This window comes from Embleya sp. NPDC050493, assembly GCF_044458105.1.
In the GTDB taxonomy this organism is placed as follows: Bacteria; Actinomycetota; Actinomycetes; order Streptomycetales; family Streptomycetaceae; genus Embleya.
In genome coordinates, this window is record NZ_JBITHP010000001.1 from 533001 (window position 1) to 559432 (window position 26432).

Genomic DNA, 26432 nt, shown 5'->3' on the forward strand with positions numbered 1-26432 from the left:
GGTCTCGGGTCTCCTCCTGGACGCGGGAACGGCGGGGATCGTACGGGCTGTTCGTCGGGCCGGTCGGTTCGGCCCACGCGTACGGCCCGTTCGTGCGGCCTATTCGTGCCGCAGCGCCTCGATCGGCCGCAGCGCGGCGGCACGCGCGGCCGGGTAGCCGCCGAAGAACAGGCCGATGGCCACCGACACGGCGAACGATCCGACCACCGAACTCGGCACCACCACCGGCTTGATCCCGACCACCTCGAAGCGCGCCGCGAACAGCCCGGCGGCCACGCCCAGACCGCCGCCGAGGACGGACAGCAGGGTCGACTCGGCGAGGAACTGGCCCAGGATCGCGGCGCGCGGGGCGCCGATCGCCTTGCGGATGCCGATCTCGCGGGTGCGCTCGGCGACGGTCACCAGCATGATGTTGGTGATTCCGATCCCGCCGACGAGCAGTGAGATCGCCGCGACCGCCGCGAGCAGCACGGTGAAGGTCTTGTTGGTCTCGTCGTTGGCGCTCAGCAGCGACTGCTGGTTGGTGATCCGGAAGTCGCTCTGCGCGGAACCGGTGATCCGGTGCCGGTTGTTCAGGATCGAGGTGACCTCGTCCTGGGCGAGCACGGTGTCGGCGGAGGAGGTGGCCCGGACCGCGATCGAGGACAACGAGCCGTAGCCGGTCAGGCTGTCGCGCATCGTGGTCACCGGCAGCACGATCGTGTCGTCGGAGTCCCCGGCGCCGGTGCCGCCCTTGGTCTGCAATACGCCGGCGACCCGGAAGGGGATGCCGGCGATCAGGATCTCCTTGTCGATCGGGTCCTCCGTGCCGAACACGTTCTCCACCGTGGTGCTGCCCAGGACGGCGACCTTGCGGCGGGCGCTCACGTCCTCGGTGCCGAACAGGGCGCCCCGGCCGAGGTCGTGGTTGGTGGTGGCGAACCAGTCCGGGGTGGTGCCGACGATCTGGGACACGGTCACCGACTGGCCGGCGTAGGTGATGCTCTGCGACGTGGTCTGCACCGGTGCGGCGGACCGCACGTGCGGGGCCGTGGTCTTGTCGACGAGCGCCTGGGCGTCGTCCGGGGTGAGGTCCTTGAGTGCGCCGCCCTGGCCGGCCGCGCCGAACCGGCCGCCACCCGCGGTGTGCGAGACGGTGAGCAGGTTGGTGCCCAGCCGCTGGATCGAGGCCTGGACGGACTCGGACGAGCCGTTGCCGACGGCGACCAGCAGGATCACCGCGCCGACGCCGATCAGTACGCCGAGCATGGTCAGCGCGGTGCGGATCTTGTTGGCGGCCAGACCCAGGACGGCGAAGCGCAGTACCTCGACGGGGTTCACCGGCGGGCTCCTTCGCCGGATGCGCCGGATGCGCCGAAAGCAGCGCCGGACGGGACGGTTGCTGCGGGTGGGACGGTCTCGGCGGCCGGAACCGGTGGGGTCGGCGGCGGTGCGGACGCCGGTCCGGGCGGGCGGCGGTGGTCGGCGACCACCAGGCCGTCGACCAGGCGCAGGACCCGCTCGGCGCGCGCGGCCACCTCGTCCTCGTGGGTGATGATCACGATCGTGCGTCCGGCGCCGTGCAGTCGGTCCAGGATGCCGAGCACCTCGGCGGTGCTGTGGCTGTCCAGGTTCCCGGTCGGCTCGTCGGCCAGCAGCAGCGCCGGTGCGGTGACCAATGCCCGGGCCAGGGCGACGCGTTGCTGCTGGCCGCCGGAGAGTTCGTTGGGCGCGTGGTCGGTGCGGTCGGCCAGGCCGACCAGGTCGAGCGCGGCCAGGGCGCGGCGGCGGCGCTCCTTGGTCCGCACCCCGGCGTAGGAGAGCGGAAGTTCGACCTGGGCGAGGGCGCTGGTGCGCGGGATCAGGTTGAACGACTGGAAGACGAAGCCGATCCGGCGATTGCGGACCAGCGCGAGCTGGTGCTCGTCCAGCCGGCCGACGTCCAGGCCGTCCAGCAGGTAGCGGCCCGCGGTGGGTACGTCCAGGCAACCGAGCACGTTCATCAGGGTCGACTTGCCCGAACCCGAACTGCCCATGATGGCGACGTATTCGCCGCTCTCGATGGTCAGGTCGACGCCGCGCAGCGCGTGTACCGAGGCGGCGCCGTGCCCGTACGACTTGGTCACCGCGCGCACGTCGATCACCGGTGCGGATCGGCCCGCGTCCGGCCCGGTCATCGCGAGCCGCCGCGCGGGACGCCGCCGCCGGACCCGCCGGTCGTGTTGCCGCCCAGCGCGCCGCCGCCGGGGAAGTTGCCGATGCCCGGGGCGGGCAGGCCGCCGCCCGCCGTGCCGCCTCGGGTGGATTGGCCGGAGCGTCCCGACGTGGAGCCGGCACCACCGGTCGCGGCGACGGTGCCGATCACGATCTCGTCGCCCTCGGCCAGACCGGAGACGATCTGGGTGGTCTGGTCGCCGACCACGCCCGCGGTCACCGTGCGGCGCTGCTCGACGCCGTCGACCAGGACCCGGACCGAGGCCGTCGCGCCCGTGCCGGTGACCGCCGCCGAGGGCACCTGCAACGTGTTGTCGGCCTCGGCGACGACCACCGAGATGTTCGCGGTCTGTCCGGTGCGCAGCGCGGAGACGTCGCCCTCCAGCGCGATCGTCGCGCCGTACTTGACCGAACCCGAGGTCGAGCCGCCGTCCGGCAGCGGGTTCACGCCGACCACCTTGGCATTGAGTCGGATCGCGGAGTTCACGTTGAGCGTCACGGTGGCCGGTTGCCCGGCCTTGACCTTGGCGGCGTCGGCCTCCGGGAAGGACACCCGGGTCTCCATGCCGGTCGGGTTGGCGATCACCACGAAGCCGGTCACGGCGGTGCTCGACGACGACGTGGACGAGCCTCCCTGGCCGCCGCCGGACCCGCCCGACCCGCCCGACCCGCTTGCGGAGGTGGTCGCGGAGACGGTGTCGCCGACCTTGCCGGACACCGATGCCACGATGCCGGCCGACGGTGCCTTGAGCACACAGCCGTCCAGGGCCCGCTGGGCGTCGGCGAGTTTGTTGTTCGCCGTGATCAGGGCCGACTCGGCCTGGCTCACCGCTGCCGCGTCCACTGTCGTGCTCGGCGACGGGGTGGCCGCCGGGGTCTTGGTGACGGTGACGGTGACGGTCGGGTGCGGCTGGGTGACGGGGGGCGACGTGGTCCGGGGCGGCGCCGTCGTGGACGTGGCGGTGGGCACAGCGTCGGTGCCGTTGCCTTTGCTCGTGGCGCCGCCGCCGGTCGAGCCGCGCAGGACCGTGTTCTGGGCGTCCGCGCCCTGATTGCCGCCGCCACTGCCGTTGCCGCCGCCGCCGTTCTGCTGGACCGGAGTGCCCGCCCGGGCCTTGGTCAGGTTCGCCTGGGCCACCGTGACGGCCGCCTTCGCCGCGTCGAGGGCCTCCTGTGCCTGGGTCGGGTCGATCTGCGCGAGGACCTGGCCGGCGGTGACGGTGTCGCCGACCTTGACCGCGACGGTGGTGACCCTGCCGGCGGCGGTGAAGCCGACGCCGACATCCGAGGGGGAGGACAACGACCCGGACGCGGACACCGTGGCCAGCACCGTGCCCTTGGTCACCTTGCCGGTGCGCGTCCGGCCGGCGCGGGACGACCCGCCGCCGTCGTCCACGGCCGCGTAGGCGAAGCCGGCGCCGGTCACCATCGCGGTGGCCAGGGCCAGGTTGATCAGGACCGACTTCCGTCGCAGTCGTACACGCCTCATGGCCGCACAGCCTGGTCCGGGCACGTCCTCGAAGGCTGTCCGGCGCCTGGGAGTTGCCTGGGAGCGCGGAAGTGGCCCGGGGTCCGCGGCCACCGGTCGGACCCGCCGAAACCGAGCCCGATCGTGACATGTCGCGCGCCGACGCGGGCGGAGCGGCGCCCGATCCGGGGCGGGGCTCCCAGGGAACTCCCAGGCGGCGCGCGGGCGACGACCACCCCGCCGTGCTTGAGTCCGGGCAGGATGGGCGGTGCGTCGTCCGACGCCGACCCCGAGGCTCGTGGGAAGGACGTCATGACGAGGTACCCGGCTCGACCGGCGTGGACCCCATCGGTGCTGCCGGTCGCCGCCTCGGCACTCGTGTTGTCGCTGGCCGGATGTGGGGGGAGCGGCGGCGACACGAACACGAGTGCCTCGGCCCCGTCGAGCGCGGCGAGCGGTGGTGGGGACGCCGGCAAGGCGTACACCGACTGCCTGCGCGCGAACGGGGTCGAGGTACCCACTGGCCGACCGGACGGCGGCACCCGTCCCCCGGGCGCGGGCCGCCCGTCCGGTCGTCCGTCGGCGCGCCCGAGTCGGCCGGCCGGCGAACGCCCCACCGGGTTCCCGAGCGGGCGGCCCGATCCGCGCTCGACCGATCCGGCGTACCGCAAGGCCGAGGAGGTGTGCGCGAAGCTGCGGCCCTCGCGGGGGCCGGGCGGCGGCACGGACCGCCCCCGGCGCGGCGGCAACTCCGCGGAGGCGTTCGCGGGTTGCCTGAAGGACCATCGGGTGGAGTTGCCGGCGGGTGGGGCCGCCGCGCTGGACCGGTCGGATCCCAAGGTCGTCGAGGCGCTGAAGATCTGCGAGGCCCTCCTGCCCTCGACTCCGGCGGCACCCACGGCCCCGCCCACGGCGGCGCCGACGACGTAGGCGGGGAGGCTGCCCGTGCCCCCGTGCCCCCGCGCCCCTGTCCCGCGCCGCCCGCCGGTCCGGCCGTGTCGCGCGTGGGGCCCGAGGGCGGGTTCGTGCGGTTGCTCGGGTCGGTGCGAGCCGCGGGTTCCACCGGCAGTGTCAATTGCGGCAAACAGGGCATTCGGTAAGGCCGTGTGCGAGATGCCGGATGGTGCCGCCGGGGAGCGATGAGTTCTTCGGCCGGGTCCGGTCCACCTCTGTACCGGCGATACCGCGCTCCGCACCGCGATCGACCCACTGGAGAGTGACCAGTCATGCTCACGACCGATTTCGCCCCCGGCGCCCCGCTCTGGATCGACCTCGGGGTGCCCGACCTCCCGGCGGCCGGCGCGTTCTACGGCGACCTGTTCGGGTGGGATCTGGAGATCACCGGTCCCGAGACCGGCGGCTACGGGATCCTGCGCAAGGATGGCAAGAGCGTTGCCGCCTTCGCCCCGCTGATGGACCGGAGCGCCTCCCCGGCGTGGTCCGTGTACTTCCACGCCCCGAACATCGACGCCACCACCAAGGCGGTCGAGCAGGCCGGCGGTCGGGTGCTGCTCCCGCCGATGGACGTGATGGACATGGGCCGGATGGCCGGCTACGCCGACTCCACCGGTGTGAGCTTCATGGCGTGGCAGCAGGGCACGAACAAGGGCCTGGAACTGGTCCAGGACGTCGGCGCGCTGTGTTGGACCGAGCTGTACACCGCCGACCGGGTCGCCGCCACCGGCTTCTACCACTCGGTGTTCGGCTGGAACTACCAGGACTTCCCCTCGCCCGCCGGCATCTACAGCCTCGCCTACCCGGGCGAGGACGTGGACGCCATGCACGGCGGCGTGATGGAGGTCGACCCCGGGCAGACCGCCCCGCAATGGCAGATCTACATCGGCGTCGACGACTGCGACGCGTCGTTCGCCCGGGCGATCGAGCTGGGCGCGACCGAGCTGATGGCGCCGTACGACATCCCGGACGTCGGCCGGATCGCGATGCTGAACGACCCCTTCGGCGCGCGCTTCGCGATCATCAAGGGCATTCCGCCGGCCGAGTAGACGGCGGCCGAGGCGCCGACCCGATCGGGTGACGCGAGTCGTCCGGTCGGGTCGTTCCGGTCGGTGCGCCGGGCCGGCGCGTGGCACGTTCGCGGGATGAGAGTCGAAGTCAGACACGGTCCCGCGTTCGCCGCCGCCCGCTGCCGGCTCGATCCGGGCGAGGCGATGCGGGCCGAGTCCGGCGCGATGATGGCGCACAGCGCGGGCGTGGAGATCTCCGCCAAGGTCGAGGGCGGCATCATCCGCGGGCTCAAGCGCAGCGTGCTCGGCGGCGAGTCGTTCTTCCAGACCACGTTCACCGCACCCGCCCGGGGAGGCTGGGTCGACGTGGCCGCCGCGCTGCCCGGCGACATCGCCAACGTGACGCTCACTCCCGACGTGCCCGAGTTCCTGCTGACCCGCAGCACCTGGTTGGCCAACTCCGCCGACGTGCGCATCGACACCCGCTGGGGCGGGCTGCGCAACCTGGTCGGCGGCGAGGGCGGCTTCCTGGTGCACGCGTCCGGCCGGGGCGAGGTGATCATGGGCTGCTACGGCGCGCTGGACGTGCTGGACTTGGAGGCGGGGGAGCAGGTCGTGGTCGACACCGGCCACGTGGTCGCCTACGCACCCACGATCACCTTCGCCACCCGCCGGGCCGCGCGCGGGCGGACCATCGCCTCGGTCACCTCCGGCGAGGGCCTGGTCTTCGACTTCACCGGCCCGGGCCGGGTACTCGTGCAAACCCGCAACCCGTCCGCGTTCGCCGAGTTCGTCACGAGCCTGCCGGGCGTACGCAGCTGACCCGCCGCCGCCGAGCGTCGGCCCGATGGTGCCCCTCGCTCGGCCGGGCGGCGCGCCTGGGGGCAGTCCCCGCATCGTCCACCGGCGCCGCCCGGGAAGGAGTAGGCCCGACCCCTTCCGGGGATCCACGTGATCATGACCCTTCGCGCCCTGGCCCTCGACTTCGGCGGCACCCTGGCCGTTCCCGGGCGCAATCCGGACGGCCGCACGGTCCTGGAGGTGCTGCGCACGATGCCCGGCACCGACGTCCCGGACACCTTCGTCGCCGCCTTCGACCACGTGCACCGCATCACCCGCGAGGGCGACCGGGTCCGGGACACGCACACCTCGTTCGCGGACGAGATCCGGCACGCCGCGGCCCTGTGCGGGGCGCGCATCCCGGACCCGGAGGCGGTCGCCGAACCGGTCTTCGAGCAGGTCCCCGATTCGCGGGTCATCCGCCGGGCCGCCGAGGCGCTGCTGCGCATCCGCGAGCGCCGCGACCTGGTGTGCGTGCTCGCCTGCGACACCCAGCGTCCCGAGTCGGTGCGCCGGCGGACCCTGGCCGAGGCGGGCATCGAGGAGTGCTTCGACGCCGTCGTCCTGTCCTGCGCGATCGGCCTGCGCAAACCGAACCCGCACTTCTACGCCGAGGTCGAACGCGCGTGCGGGGGCATTGCCCGCGAGCAGATCATGTTCGTCGGCAACACCCCGACGAAGGACGCCACCGGACCGCACGTCTACGGCATGCGGGCGGTGCTGATCGCGCCCGCCGGACGTCCCGCGGGCCTGGCCGAGGCAATCGGGGTGATCGACCACTTCGCCGACCTCCCCGACTACCTCGATCGCGCCGCCGCGGGCCGAGCGGACCCCCGGATCCGGTTCAGCCGCGGATCTCCGCCACACGCTCGACGTTGAGCACGTCGGCGATGTCCCGGCTCTCGGCGGTGTCGAACCAGGCGTCCAGGATCTCGATCAGCACCGGCCCCGAGGTCAGCCGCAGGCTCAGCGCGAGCACGTTGGCGTGGTTCCAGCGCCGGGCACCGGCCGCGGTGGCCGCGTCCGTGCACAGCGCCGCCCGGATCCCGTCCACCTTGTTCGCCGCGATCGAGGCGCCCGTACCGGTCCAGCAACACACGATCGCCTGATCGGCCCGACCCGCCGTCACCTCCCGCGAGGCAGCCGCACTCACCGGTGCCCAGTCGTCGGCGAACTCCGGTCGGTGCTCGGGGTCGAAGGCGCCGAACGGCAGCACCTCGTGACCGCGCTTGCGCAGTTCGTCGGCGAGGTAGACGCCACAGCCCTTGATCTGGTCGGCCGAGATCGCGATACGCATCGGACACTCCTTGGTCGGTGCATTGTCGGTGCCGGGTGTGAGAGTGGAAAGCATGGTCCCCACGGACACTCTGCACGTGACCCGACACACCTCCGCGCTCGGGTCGATGGAGACGGTGGCAGGGCCCCCGCATCCCGCGCTCGCGTCGCTGATCGACGCCTACCGCGGCTACGACGAGCACACCCTCGCACCGCTGCGCCGCCGCGAGCCGGCGACCGGGTCGATCACCCTCGTCATCGGCTTCGCACCGGTGCGGGTGTGGTCCCCACGCGAGCCCGGATACGGGCCGGGCACCACCGGTTCGTTCGTGGCCGGCCTGCACGACGGGCCCGCGCTCGTCGAGCACGACGGCCACCAGGCCGGCATCCAGCTCGACCTCACCCCGCTCGGCGCGTACACGCTGCTCGGCCTGCCGCTCGCGGAGATCGCCGACCGGGCCGTGCACCTCGACGACCTGCCCGGGTGGGACGTGGACGCGCTGGTGGACCGGTTGCGGTCCGCGCCCGACTGGCCCGCGCGGTTCGCCCACCTGGACGAGATCCTGCTGCGCCGCCGCGAGCGTGGCCCCGTGCCGCTGCCCGAGGTGGTCCGCTGCTGGGAGCTGATGGTGGCGAGCGCGGGCCGGGTCGAGATCGCCGCACTCGCCCGGGAGACCGGCTGGAGCCGGCGCCACCTCGGAGCGCGCTTTCGGGAGACGCTCGGCCTGCCGCCCAAGACGGTGGCCCGGGTGTTGCGCTTTCGGCACGCGATCGAACTGCTCGACGGGGAGCCGCGGAGCCGGGCGCGGATCGCCGCCGAAGCGGGCTACTACGACCAGGCGCACTTCAACCGCGACTTCAAGATGCTCGCGGGCTGCACGCCCGGTGCCTATCCGGCCGCCCGGATGCCCGCCGGCGGCGGCCTCGCGGGCTGACCGGCCGGCCCGCGCCGATCGTTCCCGTTTATCCAATACCGCGCGGGGTCACTCGCCGGAAGCTGGAATCGTCCACCCGGCAGACATCGGAAGCAGCGCACCGCATCCGGTGATGTCCGGCGGCATTCGGCAACATCCGGCATCAAGGAGTGCACCATGAGCGACAAGACCCTCGTCTCCGACCTGATCCCGACGCTGCGCTACAACGACGCGACCGCCGCGATCGCCTTCCTGGAGAACGCCTTCGGAATGAGCGCGGTCATGGTGGTTCCCGGCGACGACGACATCGTCGCGCACGCGGAGCTGACGTTCGGCAACAGCATGGTCATGCTCGGCACCAACCTGCCCGAGGGCTGCGGCGAGCAACTGCGTTGGCCGGTCGGCGGCGCGTCCCTCTACGGCATCCTCGACGGCGATGTGGACGCGCACTGCGCCCGCGCGGTGGCGGCGGGCGCGACCGTGGTGCGCGAGCCGAAGGACGAGGACTACGGCGGCCGCGGCTACACCGTGCGCGACCCGGAGGGCAACCTGTGGAGCTTCGGGACGTACCGCCCGACGGTCTGACCCGATCCGTCCGCGCGGTTCGGCCGGGGGTCCGAGCGGCGACGCGGGGCGCCGCTCGGACCGCGCCGATCAGCCCTCGTGCGCGGCGAGGTAGCGGTCCACCTTGGTCCGCTCGTAGGCGTACACCGGCTCGATCGGGCCGACCGGCACGAAGGTCGCCGTCGCGCAGTCCTCATACAGGTCCACCCGGGTGTAGCCGACGCCCGCCACCCCCTGGTAGGTGCCCGCCGGCGGGAACACGTCGGCGCGGTAGGCGACGGCCGGGGCCGCCCACACCGGCACTCCGGCCAGCACTCCGCAGGTCGCGTGGTGGTTGTGGCCGGTCAGCACGATCCGCACATCGGTGCCGGCGATCACCGCGCCCAGCCGGGCCGGGTCGCGCAGCGAGAGTCGTTCCAGGAACGCCAGCGGCGTGGGGATCGGCGGGTGATGCAGGCCGAGCACCGTGCCGCCGGCCGCCGGCGTGGCCAACTCGGCGCGCAGCCACTGCAACTGATCCTCGGTCAGGTCGCCGGAGTGGCTGCCGGGCGTGGTGCTGTCCAGCATGATCACCCGTACCTCGCCGGCCGTGTGCACGAAGTCGTGCGGTCCGGTGGAGGCGGGCACGCCCAACAGCCCCTCGCGAAACGCCGCGCGGTCGTCGTGGTTGCCCATCCCGTACAGCGCCGGCGCGCCGATCCGCGGTCCGGCCTCGGCCAGCAGCTCCCGCAGTCGCCGATAGGCCCGCGGGTCGCCGGTGTCCGCGAGGTCGCCGGTGAACAGCAGGGCGGCGGGTGCCAGATCGGCCGCCTCCACCGCCGCGAGCGCCTGGCGCAGCTGTTCGGCGGTGTCCAGCCGGTCGAGCAGCAGCTCACCCTCCGGGACCAGGTGCACGTCGCTGAACTGGACCAGCGTGTGGTGCGGGATACGCACGGAAATCCTCCTGCGGGCAGGGTGACGCGACACGTGTCACCCGGGGGGCACAGTTCATCGCTGATAGGCGACAAGGTCAAGCATTTCTCCCGACGACCTGCCGACGACCTGCCCGAACGCACGAGCTAGCGTTTTCCCGTGGAGATCAAGACTCTGGGGTACGACCACCCCGACGTGCGCAAACTGGTCGCGGATGTGCAGCAGGAGTACGTGGAGCGTTACGGCGACCCCGACGAGTCGGCGGTCGACCCGGCCGACTTCCTGCCGCCGGAGGGCCTGTTCTGCGTGGCCTACCGGGACGGCGCCCCGGTCGCCAGCGGCGGCTGGCGGGCCCGCGGCAGCGCGGACGACGACCCGAGCCTGCGGGCGGGCGACGCCGAGCTCAAGCGCATGTACGTGGTGCCGCACGCGCGCGGACGCGGCCTGTCCCGGGTGATGCTCGCGCACCTGGAGGAGGCCGCCCGTGCGGCCGGCCGACTGCGCCTGGTCCTGGAGACCGGCGACAAGCAGCCCGAGGCGATCGCGCTGTACCGCTCGTGCGGCTACGAACCGATACCCGGGTTCGGCTACTACAAGGACCACGAGAACAGCATGTGCTTCGCCAAGGTGCTCTGAGCGGCACACCCGAGACGCGGCCGGGCCGGGCGACGCGCCCTGCGACCCGACCCCGAGGTCCGCTTCGCAGATCTCTGGCGCACGGCCTGCTCCGCACGTCGAGGGCCCGGCGACGGGACCGATCCCGCCGCCGGACCCCCGGCCCGACGTGCGCCGGGCGGACTCTAGTGCTCGACGTCCGACTCGGCCGTGCGCGCGCCGCGCAGCATGAACCAGGCCGCGACGGCCGCCGCGAGCAGTACCGCAGCGCCCGCGCCGGCCGCGATCCGCAGCCCCTCCAGGAACGCGTCGTTCGCCGAGTGGGTGAGGTCCGTCGCGACCTGGCCGTGGACCGTCCCGGCCGCCTCCGCGGCGCCCGCGAGCGACTCGCGGGCATCGGAGGCCGCGTCCGCGGAGACGCCCTCGGGGATCGTCACGTGGCCCCGGTAGATCCCGGTGACCACCGAACCCAGCAGCGCGATGCCCAGCGCCGCGCCCAACTCGTACGCGGTCTCCGAGACCGCCGAGGCCGCGCCCGCGTTCTCCTTCGGCGCGCTGCCCAGGATCAGGTCGGCGGTGACGGTGAACGAGAAGCCCGCGCCGACACCGACCAGGAGCAGCACACCGCCCAGGTAGAGGTACGGCGTGTCCTCGGACAGCACGGTCAGCGCGCCCAGGGCGAGACCGATCGCGGTCAGACCGCTCGTCACCACCACGCGCGGGGTCAACCGACGTGCGGCCAGGCCCGCGAGCAGACCCGAGACGATCGCCCCGGCCGTGGCCGGCAGTTCGGCCAGACCGGCCTGCAACGGGCTGCGGCCCTGGACCAGTTGCAGGAACTGGGACAGGAAGAAGATCAGCCCGGACATGCCGAGCACGGTGAGCAGGTCGGCGAGCACCGAGCCGCTGAACGCCCGGTTGCGGAACAACCGCATGTCCAGGAGCGGTACCGGCAGCGACAACTGGCGGCGGCCGAACCAGGCCAGGGCGCCCACGCCGATCACCAGCGCCGCCCACACGTCCCAGCGCAGCAGACCGTGTGTGGCGGCCTCCTTGATCGCGTAGACGGTGGCGATCATGCCGACCAGCGACAGCGCCGCGCTGAGCATGTCCCACGGACCCGGGTTCGGATTGCGCGACTCCGGCAACATCCTGATGCCGACCACGATCAGCACTGCCATTACCGGCAGGTTGATCAGGAAGACCGAGCCCCACCAGAAGTGTTCGAGCAGGAAGCCGCCGACCACCGGGCCGAACGCGGCGCCGGCCATCGACATCGCGCCCCACACACCGATCGCGAAACTGCGCTCGCGGGCGTCCGGGAAGATGTTGCGCACCAGCGCGAGCGTGGACGGCATCAGCGACGCACCGGCCACGCCCATCGCGACGCGGGCCGCGATCAGCGCCTCGGCACTGGGCGCGTAGGCGGCCACCACGGACAGCGCGCCGAACGCGGCCGAGCCCCAGAGCAGCAGCTTCTTGCGGCCGATCCGGTCGCCCAGGGTGCCGGCGGTGACCAGCAGACCGGCGATGACGAACGAGTAGACGTCACCGATCCACAACAACTGGGTGCCGGTCGGTTCGAGGTCCTCGCTGAGGAAGGGGATCGCCAGGCCGAGCACCGTGGCGTCGATCGCCACGAGCAGCACCGACAGGGTCAGTACACCCAGGGCGATCCAACGGCCCGGCGCACCCTTCGCGGAGTCGCCGGTGCCGGTATGAACGGGAGTCGAGGAGGTCGTGCCACTTGCCATGATCAGGATTCCAAGCAAAGAGACGGATCGGCTGTGCGGATCAGCCGGGGAGTCGCGGCGGGACGATGCCGGGGCGGCGGCGTGGGCGGGCGGCGGCGGCCGATGCGTGCCGAAGCCGGATCAGCCGGGCGGGCGGCGGGCGGCACCACCCAGGAGGAGTTCGGCCACCGAGCGGGCCGCGTCACGGCCGGCGAGCCGGCCCTCGTGGACCGCCCAGCCGGCGGCGGCGACGAACGAGAACAGCGCCTCGGAGACCCACTGCGCGGTGAGGTCCACCCGCATCGAGCCGTTCTCCTGGCCGCGCCGGACCGCGGCGGCGACCTGCTCGTCCATCACGCTCCAGGCCTGCTCCAGGCCCGGATCGCCGACCAGTGAGCTCTCCCCGTACAGGAACGCCAGATATTCGGCGCACGGCATGAGGCGGTCCACCAGTCCGCGCAGCACCGCGGGGACGTCCTCGCCGGCGGTCAGGTCGGCGGCGTCGATCGCGCGGCCGATCTGCGCCGAGGCCTGCGCACCGAGCGCGGCGATCAGCGCCGGCCGGCCCGGGAACATCCGGTGCAGCGTGGCGCGGCTGATCCCGGCGGCTCGGGCGATCTCGTCCATGGACGATGCGGGTCGCCGGAGCAGCAGGGTGACGGCGGCGCGCAGCACGTGCTCGTTGTCGGTGGGCATGGATCAACTGTAGCCCGAATGAGACAATCGTGTCTCATGATTTACCGGATGGATTCAGTTGCAACCCTGTGGCGTCAGCTCCGGTCGCGGCTCCTGCCAGGTCAGCACCGGCTCGGCGGCCCCGCCCTTGAGCGCCGCACCGGGAAAGATCCGCAGCCGCCACGGCGACAGGCGCATCACCGCGAAGCCCGGCGACAGGGGGTCCTCCCAGCCGGGCACCCCTGTTCCCGCCGGGTCGTAGCCCAGCGGCTCGGGGGTGTCCCGGAACAGGTTCCACACCCGCTCGCGGATTTCCGGCTCGAAGAGCAGATCCGCGCGGCACTCGGCCACGCACGTGTCGTGTGAGGGCGACCAGTAGTTGCACGACACGAACGGATTGCGGGCGATGTGCGCGCGCTTGGTCGCGGTGGGCGCGGTGGCCACCCAACCGGTCAATCGCCCGTGTTCCCACACCCAGTACGGGTGCAGGATCCGGGTCCGCGGCCGACCCGCACTGTCCACGGTGGCGATCGAGGCCCACACGATCGAGTGCGCCATGGCGATGAAGGCCGGGGCCGCGGTTTCCAGATCGGTCATGGCGGCAACCCCTGTCTCGTGCTGACGTCCCGGTACCTCACCACCCATACTGTCGTGAACGCGCGCGACCCTAAAGGCCCGGCGGGAAGTCGTACGAGGCCGGCGGCTTGATCCGGACCTTGTCGCCCTGGAACATCACCGAGATCTGATCGTGCGGACGCAGTTCGATCCGGGCCGGATCGCCGCCGACCAACGTGCCGTTCAGGTAGGTGCGGTAGGTGTGCGTGGCGTCCGGGGTGAGGGCGCCCAGGTGGGTCTCGTCGAAGCGCACGTTCCACATGGCGAACAACTGGCCCAGTACGAAGCGGGCGTTCGCGTCGTGGCTCTCCACGTGCAACACACCGCTGTCGTCGTGCGTGTGCAGATCGGCCGGCAGCCCCGTTCGCTTGTCGATGCCGATGTCGGGCGCGACATCGACCCGGTCGAGGCCGACGAAGATGTCCAGGTGCACGTGGAAGTGCTGGAGGGCACCTTCCATCGTGTCCAGCTTCAGACCCGCGTCGGCACCGCGCCGGGCGCTGTCCTCGGGGACCGGCCAGGGCGGCAACTCGGCGTTGGTTGCCGCCTTCGGGTGCGGCAGCGGCCCCTGTGGGGCGCCGCGCTCGGGCGACACGGCGGGCCCGGCGCCGGGCGGGGGCTCGTGGGCGGACACGGGCGTGCCGGCGGCGAGTGAACTCAGGGTCAGGAGCGCGGCTGCGACGCCGACCCCGCCGCGGAGGTGACGGTTCATCGGGGGCCTTCCGGAGGCGGACGAAGTGAACAAACTGCCGGTCCGGCGGGCCGGACGAAAGCCGACCGGGCACTTCGGCGCGGACTTCACCCATACGGAGCACGCACGCCCCCGGCGGGACCGGATCGGGATCCGCCCGGGACCGGCCGGCGTTTCGCCGGGAGGGGGCCGCGCCTCGCGGGAAGGGGGCCGCGCCTCGCCGGGACGGAGCCGCGAAGTCTCGGGACCCGGCCGTGCTTTGCCGGGATCCGGGCCGCACCTCGCCCGGCATCCGCGTCGCGCTTTGCCGGGACTGAGCCGCGCTTCGCCGGGCAGACATGGGGCTACCCACCCGCGGGTGGTCCGTCGGGTGTTCCTAGGGGGCCGGAACCAGTGATACGCACCAGCCGCCGGAAGCGGCACGTCGAGAACGAACGCCCCTGGTTCACCAGACAGCGGTGGATCCTGCTCCTGCTCGTGCTCCTGCCGCCGATCGGTGCGCTGTTGATGTGGATGGTCACCCGATGGACGCCGATGACCAAAATCGTGCTGTCCGTGGTGGCGGCGCTCTGGTGCGGGGCCCTGGTGATCGGGTTGAGTACCAACCCGGAGACGCACGACAGGAGCCCCGATCCGGTCGCACCGATCGTCGACGACGGTCGGGGCCCGCAATCGTCTCCGTGACCCGATCCCCGCCACGGAGGAGTTGCCGGTCCATGCCCGACCCGTCGCACATCACGCCCTTTCGGATCGACATACCCGACGCCGACCTGGTGGACCTGCGGGAGCGCCTGGCGCGCACCCGCTGGCCCGAGGCCGAACCGGTGGACGACTGGTCCCAGGGCATCCCGCTGGCCTATACACGCGAGTTGGCCGAGTACTGGCGGACCACCTACGACTGGCGCAAAACCGAGGCGCGGCTGAACGGCCATGCCCACTTCAAGGCCGAAATCGACGGCCTGGGGGTGCACTTCCTGCACGCGCCCTCACCGCATCCGGACGCGCTGCCGCTGATCCTCACCCACGGCTGGCCCGGGTCGATCGTCGAATTCATGGACGTGATCGGCCCGTTGACCGACCCCACCGCACACGGCGGGGACGCGGCCGACGCGTTCCACGTGGTGCTGCCCTCGCTGCCCGGATACGGCTTCAGCGACCGGCCGGCCGAGACCGGGTGGGGGATCGACCGGATCGCCCGGGCCTGGGCCGTGCTGATGGCCGACCTGGGCTACTCGCGCTACGGCGCGCAGGGCGGCGACTGGGGGTCGATGGTCACCGCGTCCATCGGTCGGCAGGACCCCGAACACGTACTCGGCATCCACCTGAACATGCCGGTGGCGATGCCGGACGCGGAGGCGATGAAGGATCCGACGCCGGCCGAACAGCAGGCGCTGGCCGACCTGGGCACACACTCCGAGTGGGGCGCGGGCTACAGCAAGATCCAGTCCACCCGGCCGCAGACGCTCGGCTACGGCCTGGCCGACTCGCCGGTCGGCCAACTGGCCTGGATCGTGGAGAAGTTCCAGCAGTGGACCGACTGCGAGGGCCACCCGGAGAACGCGCTGTCCCGCGATCACATGCTGGACAACGTGATGCTGTACTGGCTCACCGGCACAGCCGCGTCCTCGGCCCGGTTGTACTGGGAGAGCTACCGCAACCCCGACCTGTCCGAGGTCGGTGTCCCGACCGGCTGCTCGATCTTCCCGCACGAGATCATCCGCTCCTCGCGCCGCTGGGCGGCCGGCCGCTTCACCGATCTCCGCTACTGGAACGAACTCGACCGCGGCGGCCACTTCGCCGCCTTCGAACAACCGGAAACCTTCGTCGAGGAGGTCCGTCGCTTCTTCCGCCTGATCCGCGACTGAGCCGGGCGGCCCGGGAGGCGGTGGGCGAGGCGAGTGGAAGGTCCCGTCACGCCTGGGGCGGACGGGACCTCCTGCCTCGTGCGCTATGCCGCGCGTGCGCCCAGGACGCTGCCGAGGAGGTCGTCCAGGCCGACCAGGCCCAGCAGCGTGCCGTCGGCGGCGTGTACCAGGGCCAGCGATGCCCGGCGTTCCTGGAGGGCGGCGACGGCGCGCTGGATCGGGGTGTCCACGCCCAGGGTGAGCACCGACGTGGCCAGCTCGCCGGCGGTGTTGCCGGAGCTCTGGGTGCGCGACGTGAGCACCTTGCGGATGTGCACGACGCCGAACAGCGTGCCGTCCTCGCTGCGCACCAGCAGCCGGTTGCGGCCGTTGCGCCGGGACATCGCGACGATCTCGTCCGGCCCCGCGTCGGCCGGCACCGAGTCGATCTCGGCGGTCGGCACGACCAATCGGGCCAGCGGCTCAGTGTGCGTGCGCAGCGTGCCGGAGAGAACATCGTGCGACGAACCGTCGATCAGGCCGAGCCGACGGGACTCGCCGACCAGCCGGCGCAGCCCCTCCGCGTCCTTGGGATGGGACAACTCGTCCTTGGGGTCCACCCCGGCGAGCCGCAGGATCGCGTTGCTGACCCCGTTCATCGCCAGCAACAGCGGCCGCACCACCCGGGTGTAGCCGCGGAAGGACGGCGCGAGCACGAGCGCGACCTTCTCGGGGCCGGCGATCGCCCACGACTTGGGCGCCATCTCGCCCAGCACCATGTGCAGGATCACCACGACCACGAGTGCGATCGTGAACGCCACCGCGTGCCCGGCCGCGGCCGGCATGCCGACCGCGTCGAACAGCGGGTCCAGCATGGTCGCGATGGCCGGCTCGGAGACGATGCCCAGGCCCAGCGAACACATGGTGATGCCCAGTTGGGCACCGGCCAGCATCAGCGACAGCTCGCGCACGCCGGCCAGGGCCGACTTCGCGCCACGTTTGCGCTCGGCGACCAGCGCCTCCAGGCGATGCCGGCGTGCGGCCACCATCGCGAATTCGGCGGCCACGAAGAACGCGTTGCCCACGAGCAGCGCGATCGTGACGGCCAGCGCCGGCCACAGGCCCAGCTCCAGCGAGCCCAGGCCGCCACCGGAGGCCAGGGACGGGGTCATGCGGTCACCTCTGTGGTGCGCTTGGAGCGCCCCTCGGCGCTCCATTCGGAAGCGTTCCGGGGGAACGAGGGGGCCGAGGTCAGCACGCGGATCCGGACCAGCGCCGGCACGTGCCGCTCGACCTCCAGCACCTCGATCTCGGTGTAGCGGATCGGTTCGTCGTCCTCGTCGGCCGCGCGCCCGGCGCGTACCTCGTCGGGGTCGGGCACCCTGATCCGGTCGCCCACCTCGGGCAACCGGCCGAGGTGGGCGATGACCAGGCCGCCCAGCGTGTCGTACGGGCCGTCAGGCAACTCCGCGCCGACGATCCGCTCGGCCTCGTCCACGCGCAGCCCCGCGTCCAGCCGCCACCAGCCGTCCTCGGGCTCGGTGTCGACGGGGTCCTCGTCGTCGCTCTCGTCGGCGATCTCTCCGACCAGTTCCTCGGCCACGTCCTCGTAGGTGACGATCCCGGCCAGGCCGCCGTGCTCGTCCAGGACGACCGCGAACTCCTCGTGCGCGGCCCGCAGCTGTTCCAGCAGCGAGGCCAGCCCGGCGGTGTCCGGAACGAGCAGCGCGGGGCGCGCGATGGACCCGGCGGTCACGTGCGCGGCGTCCTCGGGTGCCACCTCCAGGAGGCAGGCCACCCCGACCACGCCCAGTACGTCGTCCACCCGCTCGCCGACCACCGGATAGTGCGAGTGGCCGCACTCGGCGACCAGCTCGATCAGTTCGGCGGCGGTGGTCTCGGCCCGCACCCGGACCACGTCCGGACGCGGCACCATCACCTGGTCCACGGTCAGGTCGCCGAAGGCGATCGCGCGGCGCAGGATCCCGGACAGCGCGGGGTCCAGGTCGCCGTCCCGGCCGGCCTCGTCGACGATGTGCGCGAGTTCCTCGGTGGTGGCGCCGCCGTGCAGTTCCTCGACCGGTTCGATGCCGATCGCGCGCACGATGCGGTTGGCCAGCGTGTCGAAGAGGCGGATCAGGGGGCCGGCGACCTTGAGATAGACCAGCGTGGGCCGCCCCAGCAGGATCGCCACCCGCTCGGGCTCGGCGATGCCCCAGTTCTTGGGGACCAGCTCACCGAGCACCATCTGGATCGCGGTGGCCACCGCGAAGCCGAGGATCAGCGAGATCACCGGGACCGCGCCGCCGGGTACGGCGATCAGGTCCAGGAGGGGGGAGATCACCGCGGCGAGCGCGGGTTCGGCGATGAAGCCGACCAACAGGGCCGTCACGGTGATGCCCAGTTGGGCACCGGACAGCATGAACGAAAGTCGCCCCATCACGGTCATCGCCCGGGCCGCCGCCTTGTCGCCGGATTCGGCACGGCGGCGCAGCAGGCTCCGATCGGCCGCCACGTAGGCGAACTCCTGGGCGACGAAGAAACCGGTACCGAGGGTCAGCACGACGATCGCGGCTATGCCCAGAGCCGCGGTCATGAGACCGCCTCCCGGACATCGCGGCTTCGATCACAGTCTCGGGAGGGACCGGTACTAGGGGGGTCCGTCTCTTGGGCGGACACGCACGCTCCTTGCTCAACGGGCAATTCGGGGTCAAAACACTTACCTCGCCGAACGTATCATCGTGCGCGCTTGTTCCCCGGGCCCGGGCGCGGAAGCGTGCGAAGGGCGTCGGATTCGAACCGGTAGCAAAAGATGCTTGGCTTTGTGCCCCGCGTCATGACAATCTGTGCTTCCTCGAACACCGTGTGGTGATCAGGCTCGTCGAACACGTGCATCCCGCGTGCTGCGGCGAGGGGAGTACGGACGCACTGCGCCTCCTGCCGCAGGCGTCGCGAAGTTCATCCGTACGGGGGAGCGACCCGCGCCTTCCCGTCCGGAAGATTGGTACCGGGAACCTGCACCGCCGCAATGACGTTGACAACATCAGACGGGGGCAGCGTGTACGACAGCAGCCCTGATCCGGCCGACGCCGGCTCGCCCGAGGTGCCCGCATCGGACCTCCCAGCGCGCGAGAAGGAGACCATGCCTCGCACACTCGACGACTACGCCGTGTCGCTCGCCGCTTTGAAGGCCTACGACATCACCGGCGTTCGTCCACGCGACCTTCGCCGCTTCCGCGATTTCGGAGAACTGCCCGACGGCGTGCCCGAGGCCGTCGTACTGCGCGCCCAGCGCATCGTGGAGGAGGAGCGGGACCGGTTGTTGCGGCTGACCACCGGTTCGTGAACACCCACGTGGCGACCCGGCCCGGTCGGCCGTCGTGAGAGCGATCCCACTCGGCCGCTCGCGTGGTCGGTGGTCTCGCCCGGTCGCATCGTCGGGAGGACACCTGCCGGTGGTCCGGTCGGCTTCGGTGTTCAGTTGCTCCCGTTGAGGTAGGCAAGCACCGCGAGCACGCGCCGATTCGTCTCGTCCGAGGTGTCGATCGACAACTTCGCGAAGATGTTCGTGGTGTGCTTGCTCACCGCACCCTCCGAGACGAACAGCCGACCCGCGATGGCCGCGTTCGAACAACCCTCGGCCATCAGCTCCAGCACCTCGCGCTCCCGCGGCGTCAGCTGCGCCAGCGGTTTGTCCCGCACGTTGCGGGCGAGCAGTTTCGAGATCACCTCGGGGTCCATCGCGGTGCCCCCCGCCGCGACCCGGCGGACCGCGTCCACGAACTCGTCCGTGTCGAACACCCGATCCTTGAGCAGGTAGCCGACCGCGCCGGTGCCGTCGGCGAGCAACTCGCGGGCGTACAACTGCTCGACGTACTGCGACAACACCAGGATCGGCAGCCCCGGAACGCGCCGACGGGCCTCCAGGGCGGCCTGGAGGCCCTCGTCGGTGAAGGTGGGCGGCAGCCGGACGTCGACGACCGCGACGTCCGGCTTGTGTTCCACCAGGGCTCGGAGCAATTCCGGACCGTTGTCCACGGCGGCGACGATCTCGAAGCCGTGGGCCTGGAGCAGGCGGACGAGCCCATCCCTCAGGAGGGCGAGGTCTTCCGCGAGGACAAGTCGCACGGCAGCTCCATGATCACAGTCGTCGGGCCGCCCTCGGGGGAGTGCAGGGCGAGCGTTCCGTCGAATGTATCGAGTCGCCGCTCGATGCCGCGCAGACCTGTGCCCTTCGCCAGATCGGCACCGCCGACGCCGTCGTCGGTGACGGTGATCCGCAACTTGCCGTCCACGTAGGTCAGATCGATCTCGACGTGCTGTCCGCCGGAGTGCTTGGCCGCGTTGGTGAGCACCTCGGTGACCGCGAAGTAGGCCGCGGACTCCAGCGGGAGCTCCGGCCGGGCGGGCAGCGTGACATTGACGTTGACGTCGAGCGGGCTCTCCAGGGCCACCGCGCGCACCGCGTCGCCCAGACCGCGGTCGGAGAGCACCGGCGGGTGGATGCCGCGGACCAGGTCGCGCAGTTCGTGCAGGGCCTTGGCGGAGGCCGCGCGGGTTTCGGCGAGCAGCGTGCGGGCCGCCTCCGGGTCGGTGCTCAGCAGCGCCTCCGCGGCGCCCAGGTTCATGCCCATCGCGACCAGGCGAGCCTGTGCGCCGTCGTGCAGGTCGCGCTCGATCCGGCGCAGCTCGGCCGCCGAGGCGTCCACGGCGTCGGTCCGGCTCTCGGTCAGGTGCTGCACCCGCAGCGCCAACTCGGCCTCCTTGGTGGGGGCGAGCAGGGACCGGTTCCACAGCGCGTTGACCCGCGCGAACCAGGGGGCCAGGGCCAGGCCGGCGATCATCTGGACCAGGCCCCACGGCACCGCGAGACCGGCCCGCTGCGAGCTGTCCACCTTGATGAACGTGTACCACTGCGGGTCGACGTGGCGGTAGGCCACCTCCCACAGGAAGGGCATCAGCGCGCCGTGCAGGCCGTTCACGATCAGCATCATCGGGAAGCAGGCGAGCAGCAGGCTCGACGGCAGGTAGAGCAGCGCCCAGAGCAGGTCCCGCCAGGTCGCCCCCTCGGTGATCGTCTGCCGGGTGCGCTGCCACAGCCCGGTCACGCCCTTGCCCGGCGGCAGCCGCCGGTAGGGCGTCGCGATCGGCACGCCGGCCCACGAGCGCATCGCGGTGCGGGTCAGGTTGGCGGTGGCGCGCAGCAGCAGCATCAGGGGAAGGAAGAACAGCAGGCCGACGCCGATCGGCACGAGCGCCAGGAACACGACGCAGGTGATGAACAGCGCGAGGGTCGGTACGGAGAGGAAGACCAGGATGAACCCACGCCAGGCGGACAACAGCGCCCGACCGAGCCGCCAACCCGTCGCCGGTGGATCGGCGCTGTGCGGCGTGAGCGTGCTCATAGGGGTCCTCCCGTGGATGTTGCGTGCACTGCCGGTGGTGGCACCAGTGTGTCGGGCGACGACCGTGCAGGTCACTGGGGAGGCACCCCGCGCGGGGGTGGGGCTGGGCCCACCCCCGCATACCGGTTGGCCGGCGTCGGCCGCCGCTCAGGAGGCGATGGTTGCCAACAACCGGGCGAGTTCCTCGGGACGGGAGAACATCGGCCAGTGGCCGGTCGGCAGGCCGTGCACGCTCCGCTGCTCGGCCAGTGCGAACTCGGCCATGAACGGGTGCCCCTGCGCGATCATGGCCTCGACCTGCTCGGCCGGGAACAGGCACGTGATCATGTGCGCGGGCACCTTGAGCCGGGCCGGGTCGCCGACCTGCTCCGCACTGGCCGCGACCGCGTACGGCTGCGCCACCGCGCGGGTGCGCAGCATCTCCAGATCGGCCGGGCCGAGCCCGTCGAGCATCTCGGCGGCGGTCGTCGGATCCCAGGGGTAGGTGTATCGGCCGTCGCCGCGCTCGGCCACCTCGGCCTCGATCCGGGCCCGCTCGGCGGGCTCGGTCAGGTCCAGGAGCGAGACGCCCTCGGCCACCGGGCCGGAATCCACGTAGACGATCCGGGCGATGCGTTCCGGGATCCGCCCCAGCGCCTCGTAGGCGGTGAACGCGCCGCCGGAGTGGGCGGCCAGGACCACGTCGGTGAGGTCGCGCGAGGTGATCTCCTCGACCAGGGCGTCGGTCTGGGTCGCGAGGTCGATTCCGGTGGCGTCGGCGGCCTCGTCGGCCAGCCCCGGCAGCGTCACCGCGAGCACGTCGTGTCCGGCGGCGCGCAGCGGTTCGACGACCCGATCCCACGCCCAAGCGCCGAGCCAGTAGCCGGGAACGAGAACGATGTGCGCCATGGGAATGCTCCTCTAGTGATGTTTCGTGTGCGTCCTTGCACCTCCGATCCTGGACCGGATACCTGACAGAACGCGACAGGTTCGAGCGCGGGTCGGGCCCGGGCCCCGCGGTGTGCCGGTGGGTCGCGCGCTCGCCGGTTGCGCCCGGGTCGGACCCGGCGGGCTCAGAGCCAGTTGCGGCGCTTGAAGACGACGTAGAGCACCACGCAGACCAGGACCATCAGGCCGACCGCGAAGGGGTAGCCGAGGGTCCAGTGCAGCTCGGGCATGTCGTCGAAGTTCATCCCGTAGACGGTGCCGATCAGGGTCGGCGCGAACAGGATGGCGGCGTACGCGGAGATCTTCTTGACCTCCTCGTTCTGCGCGTTGCTGGCCGCGGTGAGCTGTTTCATCTCCTCGTTCTGGGCCTGGGTCACCACGATCGCGTTGACCCGCATGATGCCTTCGAGCAGCTGGCGGAAACCGGCCACGCGTTCCACCGCGATCGTCGCGTGGTCCTGGACGTCGCGCAGGTAGCGGCGCAGTTCCTGGTCCACGTGGTACTTGTCGAAGCCGGTGGACAGGTCGGTGAGCATGAGCAGGAGCGGCCGGGTCGCGCGCTGGAACTCGATCACCTCGCGGGAGAGTTCGTAGATCCGCCGGGAGACGTTCGGGGCGCCGAGGAAGGCCTCCGCCTCGATCTCGTCGATGTCGTTCTGCAGGCCGCCGACGACCGGGGCGTAGGCGTCCACGACGCTGTCCAGGATCGCGTACAGCACCGCCTCCGGGCCCTGGCGCAGGAGTTCGGGCCGGTCCTCGGCCCAGCGGCGGACCGCGGAGAGGTCGGGGGACTCGGAGTGGCGCACGGTGACCACGAAGTTGGCGCCGAGGAAGACGTGCAGCTCGCCGAAGTCGACCTCCTCGACATCGTCGAGGTAGCGGGCCGCGCGCAGCACCACGAACAGGGTTTCGCCGTAGCGTTCGAGCTTGGGGCGCTGGTGGGCCACGATCGCGTCCTCGATGGCGAGCGCGTGCAGGTCGAACTCGTCGGCTGCGGAGAGGAGTTGACTCTCGGAGGGGCGGTAGAGCCCGATCCAGGCCATCGCGCCGGGGCGGGCGTGCAGTTCGCGGTAGGTGTCGGCGAGCGTGCTCGGCGAGGCGACCCGTGCCCCGTCCACGTAGATCGCCGCGTCGATCAGGCTGTGCTCGACGGGCGGCGGCTCCGGGGAGTCCGCCGCCCGCGGGTCCATCGAGCGCTCGGGTGGTTCGGAGGGTTCGATCGCACCGTGCCTGCGGGCGCGGAAGGGCAGACGCCGATCGGGCATGCGGGGCTCCGAGACACTGGGCGGCGAAGAGCACGGACCTGACGACGGGGCGGTCGCGCCGGAAAATCGCGACCGACCCGACCATCGTATTGTCCATTTTTCCGCGCAGATATTACGGATTTATGCCATTTGGCGATTCGATCACCGGCAGTGCCGCGGCGCCGCAGCGCGGGGCGTTTGCCGACCCACCGCCCGGGTCGTGCTCACGGCAGCTCGAACGGACCCTTGCCCATCTGCTGCCGGACGGTGACCACCGGCGGGTTGACCAGGCCGCGGCGTTGCCAGTTGGCGCCGTCCACGACCAGGGTGTGGCCGGAGATGAAGCGCGCGTAGGGCGAGGCCAGGAAGGTCGCGGCCCAGCCCAGCTCGCGCGGTCGGCCGACGCGCATCGCGGGCTGGCACGGGTCCTTGTCGTGGGTGCCGGCAGCGTGGATGCCGGCCGGGTTGCCTTTGTCGGCCAGGTTTTCCTTGATGGCGGCGGTCATGTCCTCGTGCGGGAACAGGCCCGGGACCAGGCCGTTGACCTGGATCCCGTACGGGCCCCATTCGACGGCCAGCGTCTCGACCATGTTCTTCACGCCCGCCTTGGCCGCCGCGCTGTGGGCGAAGCCGGGGCCGCCGGTCCAGGCGTAGGACGCGCCGATGTTGACGATCGAACCGGGTGTGCCCGCCGCCAGGTGTCGGCGGGCGAACTCGCGCGCGCAGAAATAGGTGCCGTTGAGGGTGATGTCCACGACGGTGCGCCACGCGTTGGGGGACATCTCCTCGGCCGGCACCGGGAAGTTGGCCGCCGCGTTGTTGATCAGCACGTCCGGGAGCCCGAACGTGTCGACGGCCGCGTCGAAGGCCGCGGCGATCTCGGCGGGCTCGCGGATGTCGCACGCCACGGTGCGCACCTTGGCGCCGGCCTCGGTCAGCGCCTCGCGGGCCGCCTCCAGGTGGTCCTCCTTGCGGCTGGCCACCACCAGGTTCGCGCCCAGTCGGGCGAACTCGATCGCGATCGCCTTGCCCAGGCCGGTGCCGCCGCCGGTGACGAACACCGTACGGTCCGCGTAGGTTCCGGCCGGCAGCGCGCCGGCGCCCAGGGCGGGCGGTTCGGGCAGGCCGATGATGCCGTCGGATGCCTCGGTCATGGGTCAGCTCCCGGTGTAGTGGGCGGGCCGCTGTTCGGCGCGGGCGGCGCGGAACTCGGCGTAGTCGTCCGACTTGTTGACGAAGGTCTGCGCGATCAGTTCCTCCGCCATCGAGGTGCGCACGGCGGGTTCGGCGAGGTGGCCGAGCACGCGCCGGGCCATCTTGACGGTCACCGCCGGCGCGGCGGCGATCCGCTCGGCCATCTCGCGCACCGTGGCGTCCAGTTCGGCGGGCGGCACCACGCGCGAGACGATGCCGTGCGCGTACGCCTCGGCGGCGTGCATCGGGCGGCCGGTGAGCACCAGGTCGGCGGCCACCCCGGGCCCGCAGATCTGGTACAGCCGGGCCACGCCGCCGGTGTCCGGGATCACCCCGTGCGTGGTCTCGGGCAGCATGAACCGAGCCCCCTCGGCGGCCACCCGGATGTCGCACAACAGTGCGCGCTGGAAGGACGCGCCGATCGACCAGCCCTGGCAGGCCACCAGCACCGGCGCGTCCAACTCGAACAGTTGCTGCACGCCGCGATGCCCGCGCGTCATCAACTGATGGTGCGTCAATTCGACCCGGTGACCGCCGATCGAGGACACGTCGCGACCGGAGGAGAAGGACTTGCCCACCGCACGCCAGATCACCGCCCGAATCTCGGGGCGCCGCCTCAACTCGCCGAGGATCTGCCACAGGAGCTGATCCATCTCGTCGTCGAACGCGTTGTGCTTGTCCGGGTTGTTGTTGGTGATCGTCGCGATCGGTCCGTCGTAGTCGAGAAGCACCTTGTCCGCCATGACACCTTGGGATATCCCAACGCCGCACAGGAATCGAGACCCACGGCGCGGCAACGACCGCAAGCGGGCAAGATCACAGCCGGTCGCCCGGCCGGGCCGCGGCCGTCGGCCGGGTCGCGTCGGTGCCGTCGATCCGCGCGGTCACGGCGGTGTCGCGCCGGTGTCACCGGCCCGAGGCGACGGCAGCGGCGCAGCCGCGTCGGCCGATCGTGGTCACGGGTTGCGCTGGGTGACTCCGTAGAAGTTGCCCTCGTTGTCGCGGAAGGTGGCCCACCAGCCCCATTCCTGCTGGGCGGGCTTGTCCGGGAAGTCGATGCCCCGGGCGACCAGTTCCCGGTAGGTGCTCTGCAGGTCGTCACACGTGAACAACACGTTGTTGAGCGAGCCGACCTTCTCCATGTCGAAGCGGTGGCTGAACAGGATCAGCGTGATGCCGTCACCCGGGGCGCGGACCTCGATCCAGCGCGGGCTGCCGGCTTCGCCCATCGGCGTGTCCATGACCTCCTCGAAGCCCATTTTGTCGACCCAGAAGCGCTTCGCCGCGTCCTGGTCGCTGACGTTCAGTGAGACCTTTCCGACCTGCAACATGCGCACTCCCTCGGCAGGCGCCCCCGGC

The 26432-nt window shown here is 71.7% G+C and carries 28 protein-coding genes; 10 read left to right on the top strand and 18 right to left on the bottom strand.

Annotation, left to right across the window (positions count from 1 at the left end):
• Positions 1 to 99 precede the first annotated feature (99 nt).
• Genes ACIBM5_RS02075 through ACIBM5_RS02085 form a run of 3 tightly spaced genes read right to left on the bottom strand, consistent with a single transcriptional unit; the run spans position 100 to position 3682 of the window.
• Positions 100 to 1320: an ABC transporter permease gene (locus ACIBM5_RS02075; protein WP_396004925.1), complete on the bottom strand. Its 1221-nt coding sequence runs from the start codon at positions 1318 to 1320 to the stop codon at positions 100 to 102.
• Positions 1317 to 2156 carry an ABC transporter ATP-binding protein gene (locus ACIBM5_RS02080; protein WP_396004926.1) on the bottom strand — a complete coding sequence of 280 codons (840 nt, stop codon included), beginning with the start codon at positions 2154 to 2156 and terminating at the stop codon, positions 1317 to 1319. The genes ACIBM5_RS02075 and ACIBM5_RS02080 overlap by 4 nt, the downstream gene beginning before the upstream one ends.
• Positions 2153 to 3682: an efflux RND transporter periplasmic adaptor subunit gene (locus tag ACIBM5_RS02085; protein ID WP_396004927.1), complete on the bottom strand. Its 1530-nt coding sequence runs from the start codon at positions 3680 to 3682 to the stop codon at positions 2153 to 2155. The genes ACIBM5_RS02080 and ACIBM5_RS02085 overlap by 4 nt, the downstream gene beginning before the upstream one ends.
• A 291-nt stretch (positions 3683 to 3973) precedes the next feature.
• On the opposite strand from ACIBM5_RS02085, the gene ACIBM5_RS02090 reads away from it, so the two are divergent.
• From ACIBM5_RS02090 to ACIBM5_RS02105, 4 genes are all read left to right on the top strand, one after another.
• Positions 3974 to 4591 (top strand): hypothetical protein, encoded by a 618-nt coding sequence (locus ACIBM5_RS02090; protein WP_396004928.1) that lies wholly within the window; start codon positions 3974 to 3976, stop codon positions 4589 to 4591.
• 296 nt (positions 4592 to 4887) lie between these two features.
• Complete coding sequence (locus ACIBM5_RS02095; RefSeq protein WP_391582140.1) at positions 4888 to 5664, top strand: VOC family protein; 777 nt, start codon at positions 4888 to 4890, stop codon at positions 5662 to 5664.
• A 96-nt stretch (positions 5665 to 5760) separates the two neighbouring features.
• On the top strand, positions 5761 to 6447 hold the full coding sequence (locus tag ACIBM5_RS02100; RefSeq protein WP_396004929.1) for a TIGR00266 family protein: 687 nt from the start codon (positions 5761 to 5763) through the stop codon (positions 6445 to 6447).
• A gap of 135 nt (positions 6448 to 6582) precedes the next feature.
• A complete protein-coding gene (locus tag ACIBM5_RS02105) occupies positions 6583 to 7344 on the top strand; it encodes an HAD family hydrolase (protein WP_396004930.1) in 762 nt (253 codons plus the stop codon).
• On the opposite strand, the gene ACIBM5_RS02110 is transcribed toward ACIBM5_RS02105, so the two are convergent.
• A complete protein-coding gene (locus ACIBM5_RS02110) occupies positions 7310 to 7762 on the bottom strand; it encodes an RpiB/LacA/LacB family sugar-phosphate isomerase (RefSeq protein WP_391582143.1) in 453 nt (150 codons plus the stop codon). The genes ACIBM5_RS02105 and ACIBM5_RS02110 overlap by 35 nt on opposite strands.
• A 52-nt stretch (positions 7763 to 7814) precedes the next feature.
• On the opposite strand from ACIBM5_RS02110, the gene ACIBM5_RS02115 reads away from it, so the two are divergent.
• Together ACIBM5_RS02115 and ACIBM5_RS02120 are read left to right on the top strand one after the other, a co-directional pair.
• Positions 7815 to 8675, top strand: coding sequence for a helix-turn-helix domain-containing protein (locus ACIBM5_RS02115; RefSeq protein WP_396004932.1), 861 nt, complete (start codon positions 7815 to 7817; stop codon positions 8673 to 8675).
• A gap of 156 nt (positions 8676 to 8831) precedes the next feature.
• Positions 8832 to 9239, top strand: coding sequence for a VOC family protein (locus tag ACIBM5_RS02120; RefSeq protein WP_396004934.1), 408 nt, complete (start codon positions 8832 to 8834; stop codon positions 9237 to 9239).
• Between the two features lie 69 nt (positions 9240 to 9308).
• Here the strand turns inward: ACIBM5_RS02120 and ACIBM5_RS02125 are convergent, their stop codons facing one another.
• A complete protein-coding gene (locus tag ACIBM5_RS02125; RefSeq protein ID WP_396004935.1) occupies positions 9309 to 10151 on the bottom strand; it encodes a metallophosphoesterase in 843 nt (280 codons plus the stop codon).
• A gap of 138 nt (positions 10152 to 10289) precedes the next feature.
• Between ACIBM5_RS02125 and ACIBM5_RS02130 the strand changes: the two genes are divergently transcribed.
• On the top strand, positions 10290 to 10766 hold the full coding sequence (locus ACIBM5_RS02130; protein ID WP_396004936.1) for a GNAT family N-acetyltransferase: 477 nt from the start codon (positions 10290 to 10292) through the stop codon (positions 10764 to 10766).
• A gap of 164 nt (positions 10767 to 10930) precedes the next feature.
• Here ACIBM5_RS02130 and ACIBM5_RS02135 read toward each other — a convergent pair whose 3' ends face one another.
• From ACIBM5_RS02135 to ACIBM5_RS02150, 4 genes are all read right to left on the bottom strand, one after another.
• A complete protein-coding gene (locus tag ACIBM5_RS02135) occupies positions 10931 to 12499 on the bottom strand; it encodes an MFS transporter (RefSeq protein ID WP_396004937.1) in 1569 nt (522 codons plus the stop codon).
• Between the two features lie 120 nt (positions 12500 to 12619).
• Positions 12620 to 13174, bottom strand: coding sequence for a TetR/AcrR family transcriptional regulator (locus ACIBM5_RS02140; RefSeq protein ID WP_396004938.1), 555 nt, complete (start codon positions 13172 to 13174; stop codon positions 12620 to 12622).
• A gap of 54 nt (positions 13175 to 13228) precedes the next feature.
• Positions 13229 to 13750 (bottom strand): pyridoxamine 5'-phosphate oxidase family protein, encoded by a 522-nt coding sequence (locus ACIBM5_RS02145; protein WP_396004939.1) that lies wholly within the window; start codon positions 13748 to 13750, stop codon positions 13229 to 13231.
• A 70-nt stretch (positions 13751 to 13820) separates the two neighbouring features.
• Positions 13821 to 14480, bottom strand: coding sequence for a hypothetical protein (locus ACIBM5_RS02150; RefSeq protein ID WP_396004940.1), 660 nt, complete (start codon positions 14478 to 14480; stop codon positions 13821 to 13823).
• A gap of 372 nt (positions 14481 to 14852) precedes the next feature.
• Between ACIBM5_RS02150 and ACIBM5_RS02155 the strand changes: the two genes are divergently transcribed.
• Together ACIBM5_RS02155 and ACIBM5_RS02160 are read left to right on the top strand one after the other, a co-directional pair.
• Positions 14853 to 15143: a hypothetical protein gene (locus ACIBM5_RS02155; protein ID WP_396004941.1), complete on the top strand. Its 291-nt coding sequence runs from the start codon at positions 14853 to 14855 to the stop codon at positions 15141 to 15143.
• Between the two features lie 32 nt (positions 15144 to 15175).
• Complete coding sequence (locus ACIBM5_RS02160) at positions 15176 to 16324, top strand: epoxide hydrolase family protein (protein WP_396004942.1); 1149 nt, start codon at positions 15176 to 15178, stop codon at positions 16322 to 16324.
• Between the two features lie 83 nt (positions 16325 to 16407).
• On the opposite strand, the gene ACIBM5_RS02165 is transcribed toward ACIBM5_RS02160, so the two are convergent.
• Together ACIBM5_RS02165 and ACIBM5_RS02170 are read right to left on the bottom strand one after the other, a co-directional pair.
• The gene (locus ACIBM5_RS02165) at positions 16408 to 17475 is read right to left on the bottom strand and encodes a hemolysin family protein (protein WP_391582154.1); all 1068 of its coding nucleotides are present in this window, start codon (positions 17473 to 17475) and stop codon (positions 16408 to 16410) included.
• Complete coding sequence (locus tag ACIBM5_RS02170; RefSeq protein ID WP_391582155.1) at positions 17472 to 18899, bottom strand: hemolysin family protein; 1428 nt, start codon at positions 18897 to 18899, stop codon at positions 17472 to 17474. The genes ACIBM5_RS02165 and ACIBM5_RS02170 overlap by 4 nt, the downstream gene beginning before the upstream one ends.
• A 546-nt stretch (positions 18900 to 19445) precedes the next feature.
• Here ACIBM5_RS02170 and ACIBM5_RS02175 point away from each other — a divergent pair.
• Positions 19446 to 19649, top strand: coding sequence for a hypothetical protein (locus tag ACIBM5_RS02175; RefSeq protein ID WP_158695784.1), 204 nt, complete (start codon positions 19446 to 19448; stop codon positions 19647 to 19649).
• Between the two features lie 131 nt (positions 19650 to 19780).
• Here ACIBM5_RS02175 and ACIBM5_RS02180 read toward each other — a convergent pair whose 3' ends face one another.
• The 7 genes from ACIBM5_RS02180 to ACIBM5_RS02210 form a co-directional block, all read right to left on the bottom strand.
• Positions 19781 to 20431 (bottom strand): LuxR C-terminal-related transcriptional regulator, encoded by a 651-nt coding sequence (locus ACIBM5_RS02180; protein ID WP_391582156.1) that lies wholly within the window; start codon positions 20429 to 20431, stop codon positions 19781 to 19783.
• A complete protein-coding gene (locus ACIBM5_RS02185; RefSeq protein WP_396004943.1) occupies positions 20395 to 21708 on the bottom strand; it encodes a sensor histidine kinase in 1314 nt (437 codons plus the stop codon). The genes ACIBM5_RS02180 and ACIBM5_RS02185 overlap by 37 nt, the downstream gene beginning before the upstream one ends.
• A 147-nt stretch (positions 21709 to 21855) precedes the next feature.
• Entirely contained in the window at positions 21856 to 22596 is a 741-nt protein-coding gene (locus ACIBM5_RS02190) for an alpha/beta fold hydrolase (RefSeq protein ID WP_396004944.1), read from the bottom strand.
• Positions 22597 to 22760: 164 nt separating this feature from the next.
• Positions 22761 to 23900 (bottom strand): magnesium and cobalt transport protein CorA, encoded by a 1140-nt coding sequence (locus ACIBM5_RS02195; RefSeq protein WP_391582159.1) that lies wholly within the window; start codon positions 23898 to 23900, stop codon positions 22761 to 22763.
• Between the two features lie 203 nt (positions 23901 to 24103).
• Positions 24104 to 25033, bottom strand: coding sequence for an SDR family oxidoreductase (locus ACIBM5_RS02200; protein WP_396004945.1), 930 nt, complete (start codon positions 25031 to 25033; stop codon positions 24104 to 24106).
• Between the two features lie 3 nt (positions 25034 to 25036).
• On the bottom strand, positions 25037 to 25816 hold the full coding sequence (locus ACIBM5_RS02205; RefSeq protein WP_396004946.1) for an enoyl-CoA hydratase/isomerase family protein: 780 nt from the start codon (positions 25814 to 25816) through the stop codon (positions 25037 to 25039).
• A gap of 213 nt (positions 25817 to 26029) precedes the next feature.
• A complete protein-coding gene (locus ACIBM5_RS02210; protein ID WP_391582162.1) occupies positions 26030 to 26404 on the bottom strand; it encodes a VOC family protein in 375 nt (124 codons plus the stop codon).
• Positions 26405 to 26432: the final 28 nt, after the last annotated feature.

What these genes read in the sequence shown, in the direction of transcription:
- ACIBM5_RS02170 (WP_391582155.1), bottom strand. Translation starts at nt 18,899, where the DNA reads ATGACCGCGGCTCTGGGCATAGCCGCGATCGTCGTGCTGACCCTCGGT.
- ACIBM5_RS02120 (WP_396004934.1), top strand. Translation starts at nt 8,832, where the DNA reads ATGAGCGACAAGACCCTCGTCTCCGACCTGATCCCGACGCTGCGCTAC.
- ACIBM5_RS02150 (WP_396004940.1), bottom strand. Translation starts at nt 14,480, where the DNA reads ATGAACCGTCACCTCCGCGGCGGGGTCGGCGTCGCAGCCGCGCTCCTG.
- ACIBM5_RS02190 (WP_396004944.1), bottom strand. Translation starts at nt 22,596, where the DNA reads ATGGCGCACATCGTTCTCGTTCCCGGCTACTGGCTCGGCGCTTGGGCG.
- ACIBM5_RS02185 (WP_396004943.1), bottom strand. Translation starts at nt 21,708, where the DNA reads ATGAGCACGCTCACGCCGCACAGCGCCGATCCACCGGCGACGGGTTGG.
- ACIBM5_RS02080 (WP_396004926.1), bottom strand. Translation starts at nt 2,156, where the DNA reads ATGACCGGGCCGGACGCGGGCCGATCCGCACCGGTGATCGACGTGCGC.
- ACIBM5_RS02100 (WP_396004929.1), top strand. Translation starts at nt 5,761, where the DNA reads ATGAGAGTCGAAGTCAGACACGGTCCCGCGTTCGCCGCCGCCCGCTGC.
- ACIBM5_RS02085 (WP_396004927.1), bottom strand. Translation starts at nt 3,682, where the DNA reads ATGAGGCGTGTACGACTGCGACGGAAGTCGGTCCTGATCAACCTGGCC.
- ACIBM5_RS02135 (WP_396004937.1), bottom strand. Translation starts at nt 12,499, where the DNA reads ATGGCAAGTGGCACGACCTCCTCGACTCCCGTTCATACCGGCACCGGC.
- ACIBM5_RS02210 (WP_391582162.1), bottom strand. Translation starts at nt 26,404, where the DNA reads ATGTTGCAGGTCGGAAAGGTCTCACTGAACGTCAGCGACCAGGACGCG.
- ACIBM5_RS02090 (WP_396004928.1), top strand. Translation starts at nt 3,974, where the DNA reads ATGACGAGGTACCCGGCTCGACCGGCGTGGACCCCATCGGTGCTGCCG.
- ACIBM5_RS02165 (WP_391582154.1), bottom strand. Translation starts at nt 17,475, where the DNA reads ATGACCCCGTCCCTGGCCTCCGGTGGCGGCCTGGGCTCGCTGGAGCTG.
- ACIBM5_RS02110 (WP_391582143.1), bottom strand. Translation starts at nt 7,762, where the DNA reads ATGCGTATCGCGATCTCGGCCGACCAGATCAAGGGCTGTGGCGTCTAC.
- ACIBM5_RS02145 (WP_396004939.1), bottom strand. Translation starts at nt 13,750, where the DNA reads ATGACCGATCTGGAAACCGCGGCCCCGGCCTTCATCGCCATGGCGCAC.
- ACIBM5_RS02160 (WP_396004942.1), top strand. Translation starts at nt 15,176, where the DNA reads ATGCCCGACCCGTCGCACATCACGCCCTTTCGGATCGACATACCCGAC.
- ACIBM5_RS02195 (WP_391582159.1), bottom strand. Translation starts at nt 23,900, where the DNA reads ATGCCCGATCGGCGTCTGCCCTTCCGCGCCCGCAGGCACGGTGCGATC.
- ACIBM5_RS02115 (WP_396004932.1), top strand. Translation starts at nt 7,815, where the DNA reads ATGGTCCCCACGGACACTCTGCACGTGACCCGACACACCTCCGCGCTC.
- ACIBM5_RS02095 (WP_391582140.1), top strand. Translation starts at nt 4,888, where the DNA reads ATGCTCACGACCGATTTCGCCCCCGGCGCCCCGCTCTGGATCGACCTC.
- ACIBM5_RS02200 (WP_396004945.1), bottom strand. Translation starts at nt 25,033, where the DNA reads ATGACCGAGGCATCCGACGGCATCATCGGCCTGCCCGAACCGCCCGCC.
- ACIBM5_RS02175 (WP_158695784.1), top strand. Translation starts at nt 19,446, where the DNA reads ATGCCTCGCACACTCGACGACTACGCCGTGTCGCTCGCCGCTTTGAAG.
- ACIBM5_RS02105 (WP_396004930.1), top strand. Translation starts at nt 6,583, where the DNA reads ATGACCCTTCGCGCCCTGGCCCTCGACTTCGGCGGCACCCTGGCCGTT.
- ACIBM5_RS02140 (WP_396004938.1), bottom strand. Translation starts at nt 13,174, where the DNA reads ATGCCCACCGACAACGAGCACGTGCTGCGCGCCGCCGTCACCCTGCTG.
- ACIBM5_RS02205 (WP_396004946.1), bottom strand. Translation starts at nt 25,816, where the DNA reads ATGGCGGACAAGGTGCTTCTCGACTACGACGGACCGATCGCGACGATC.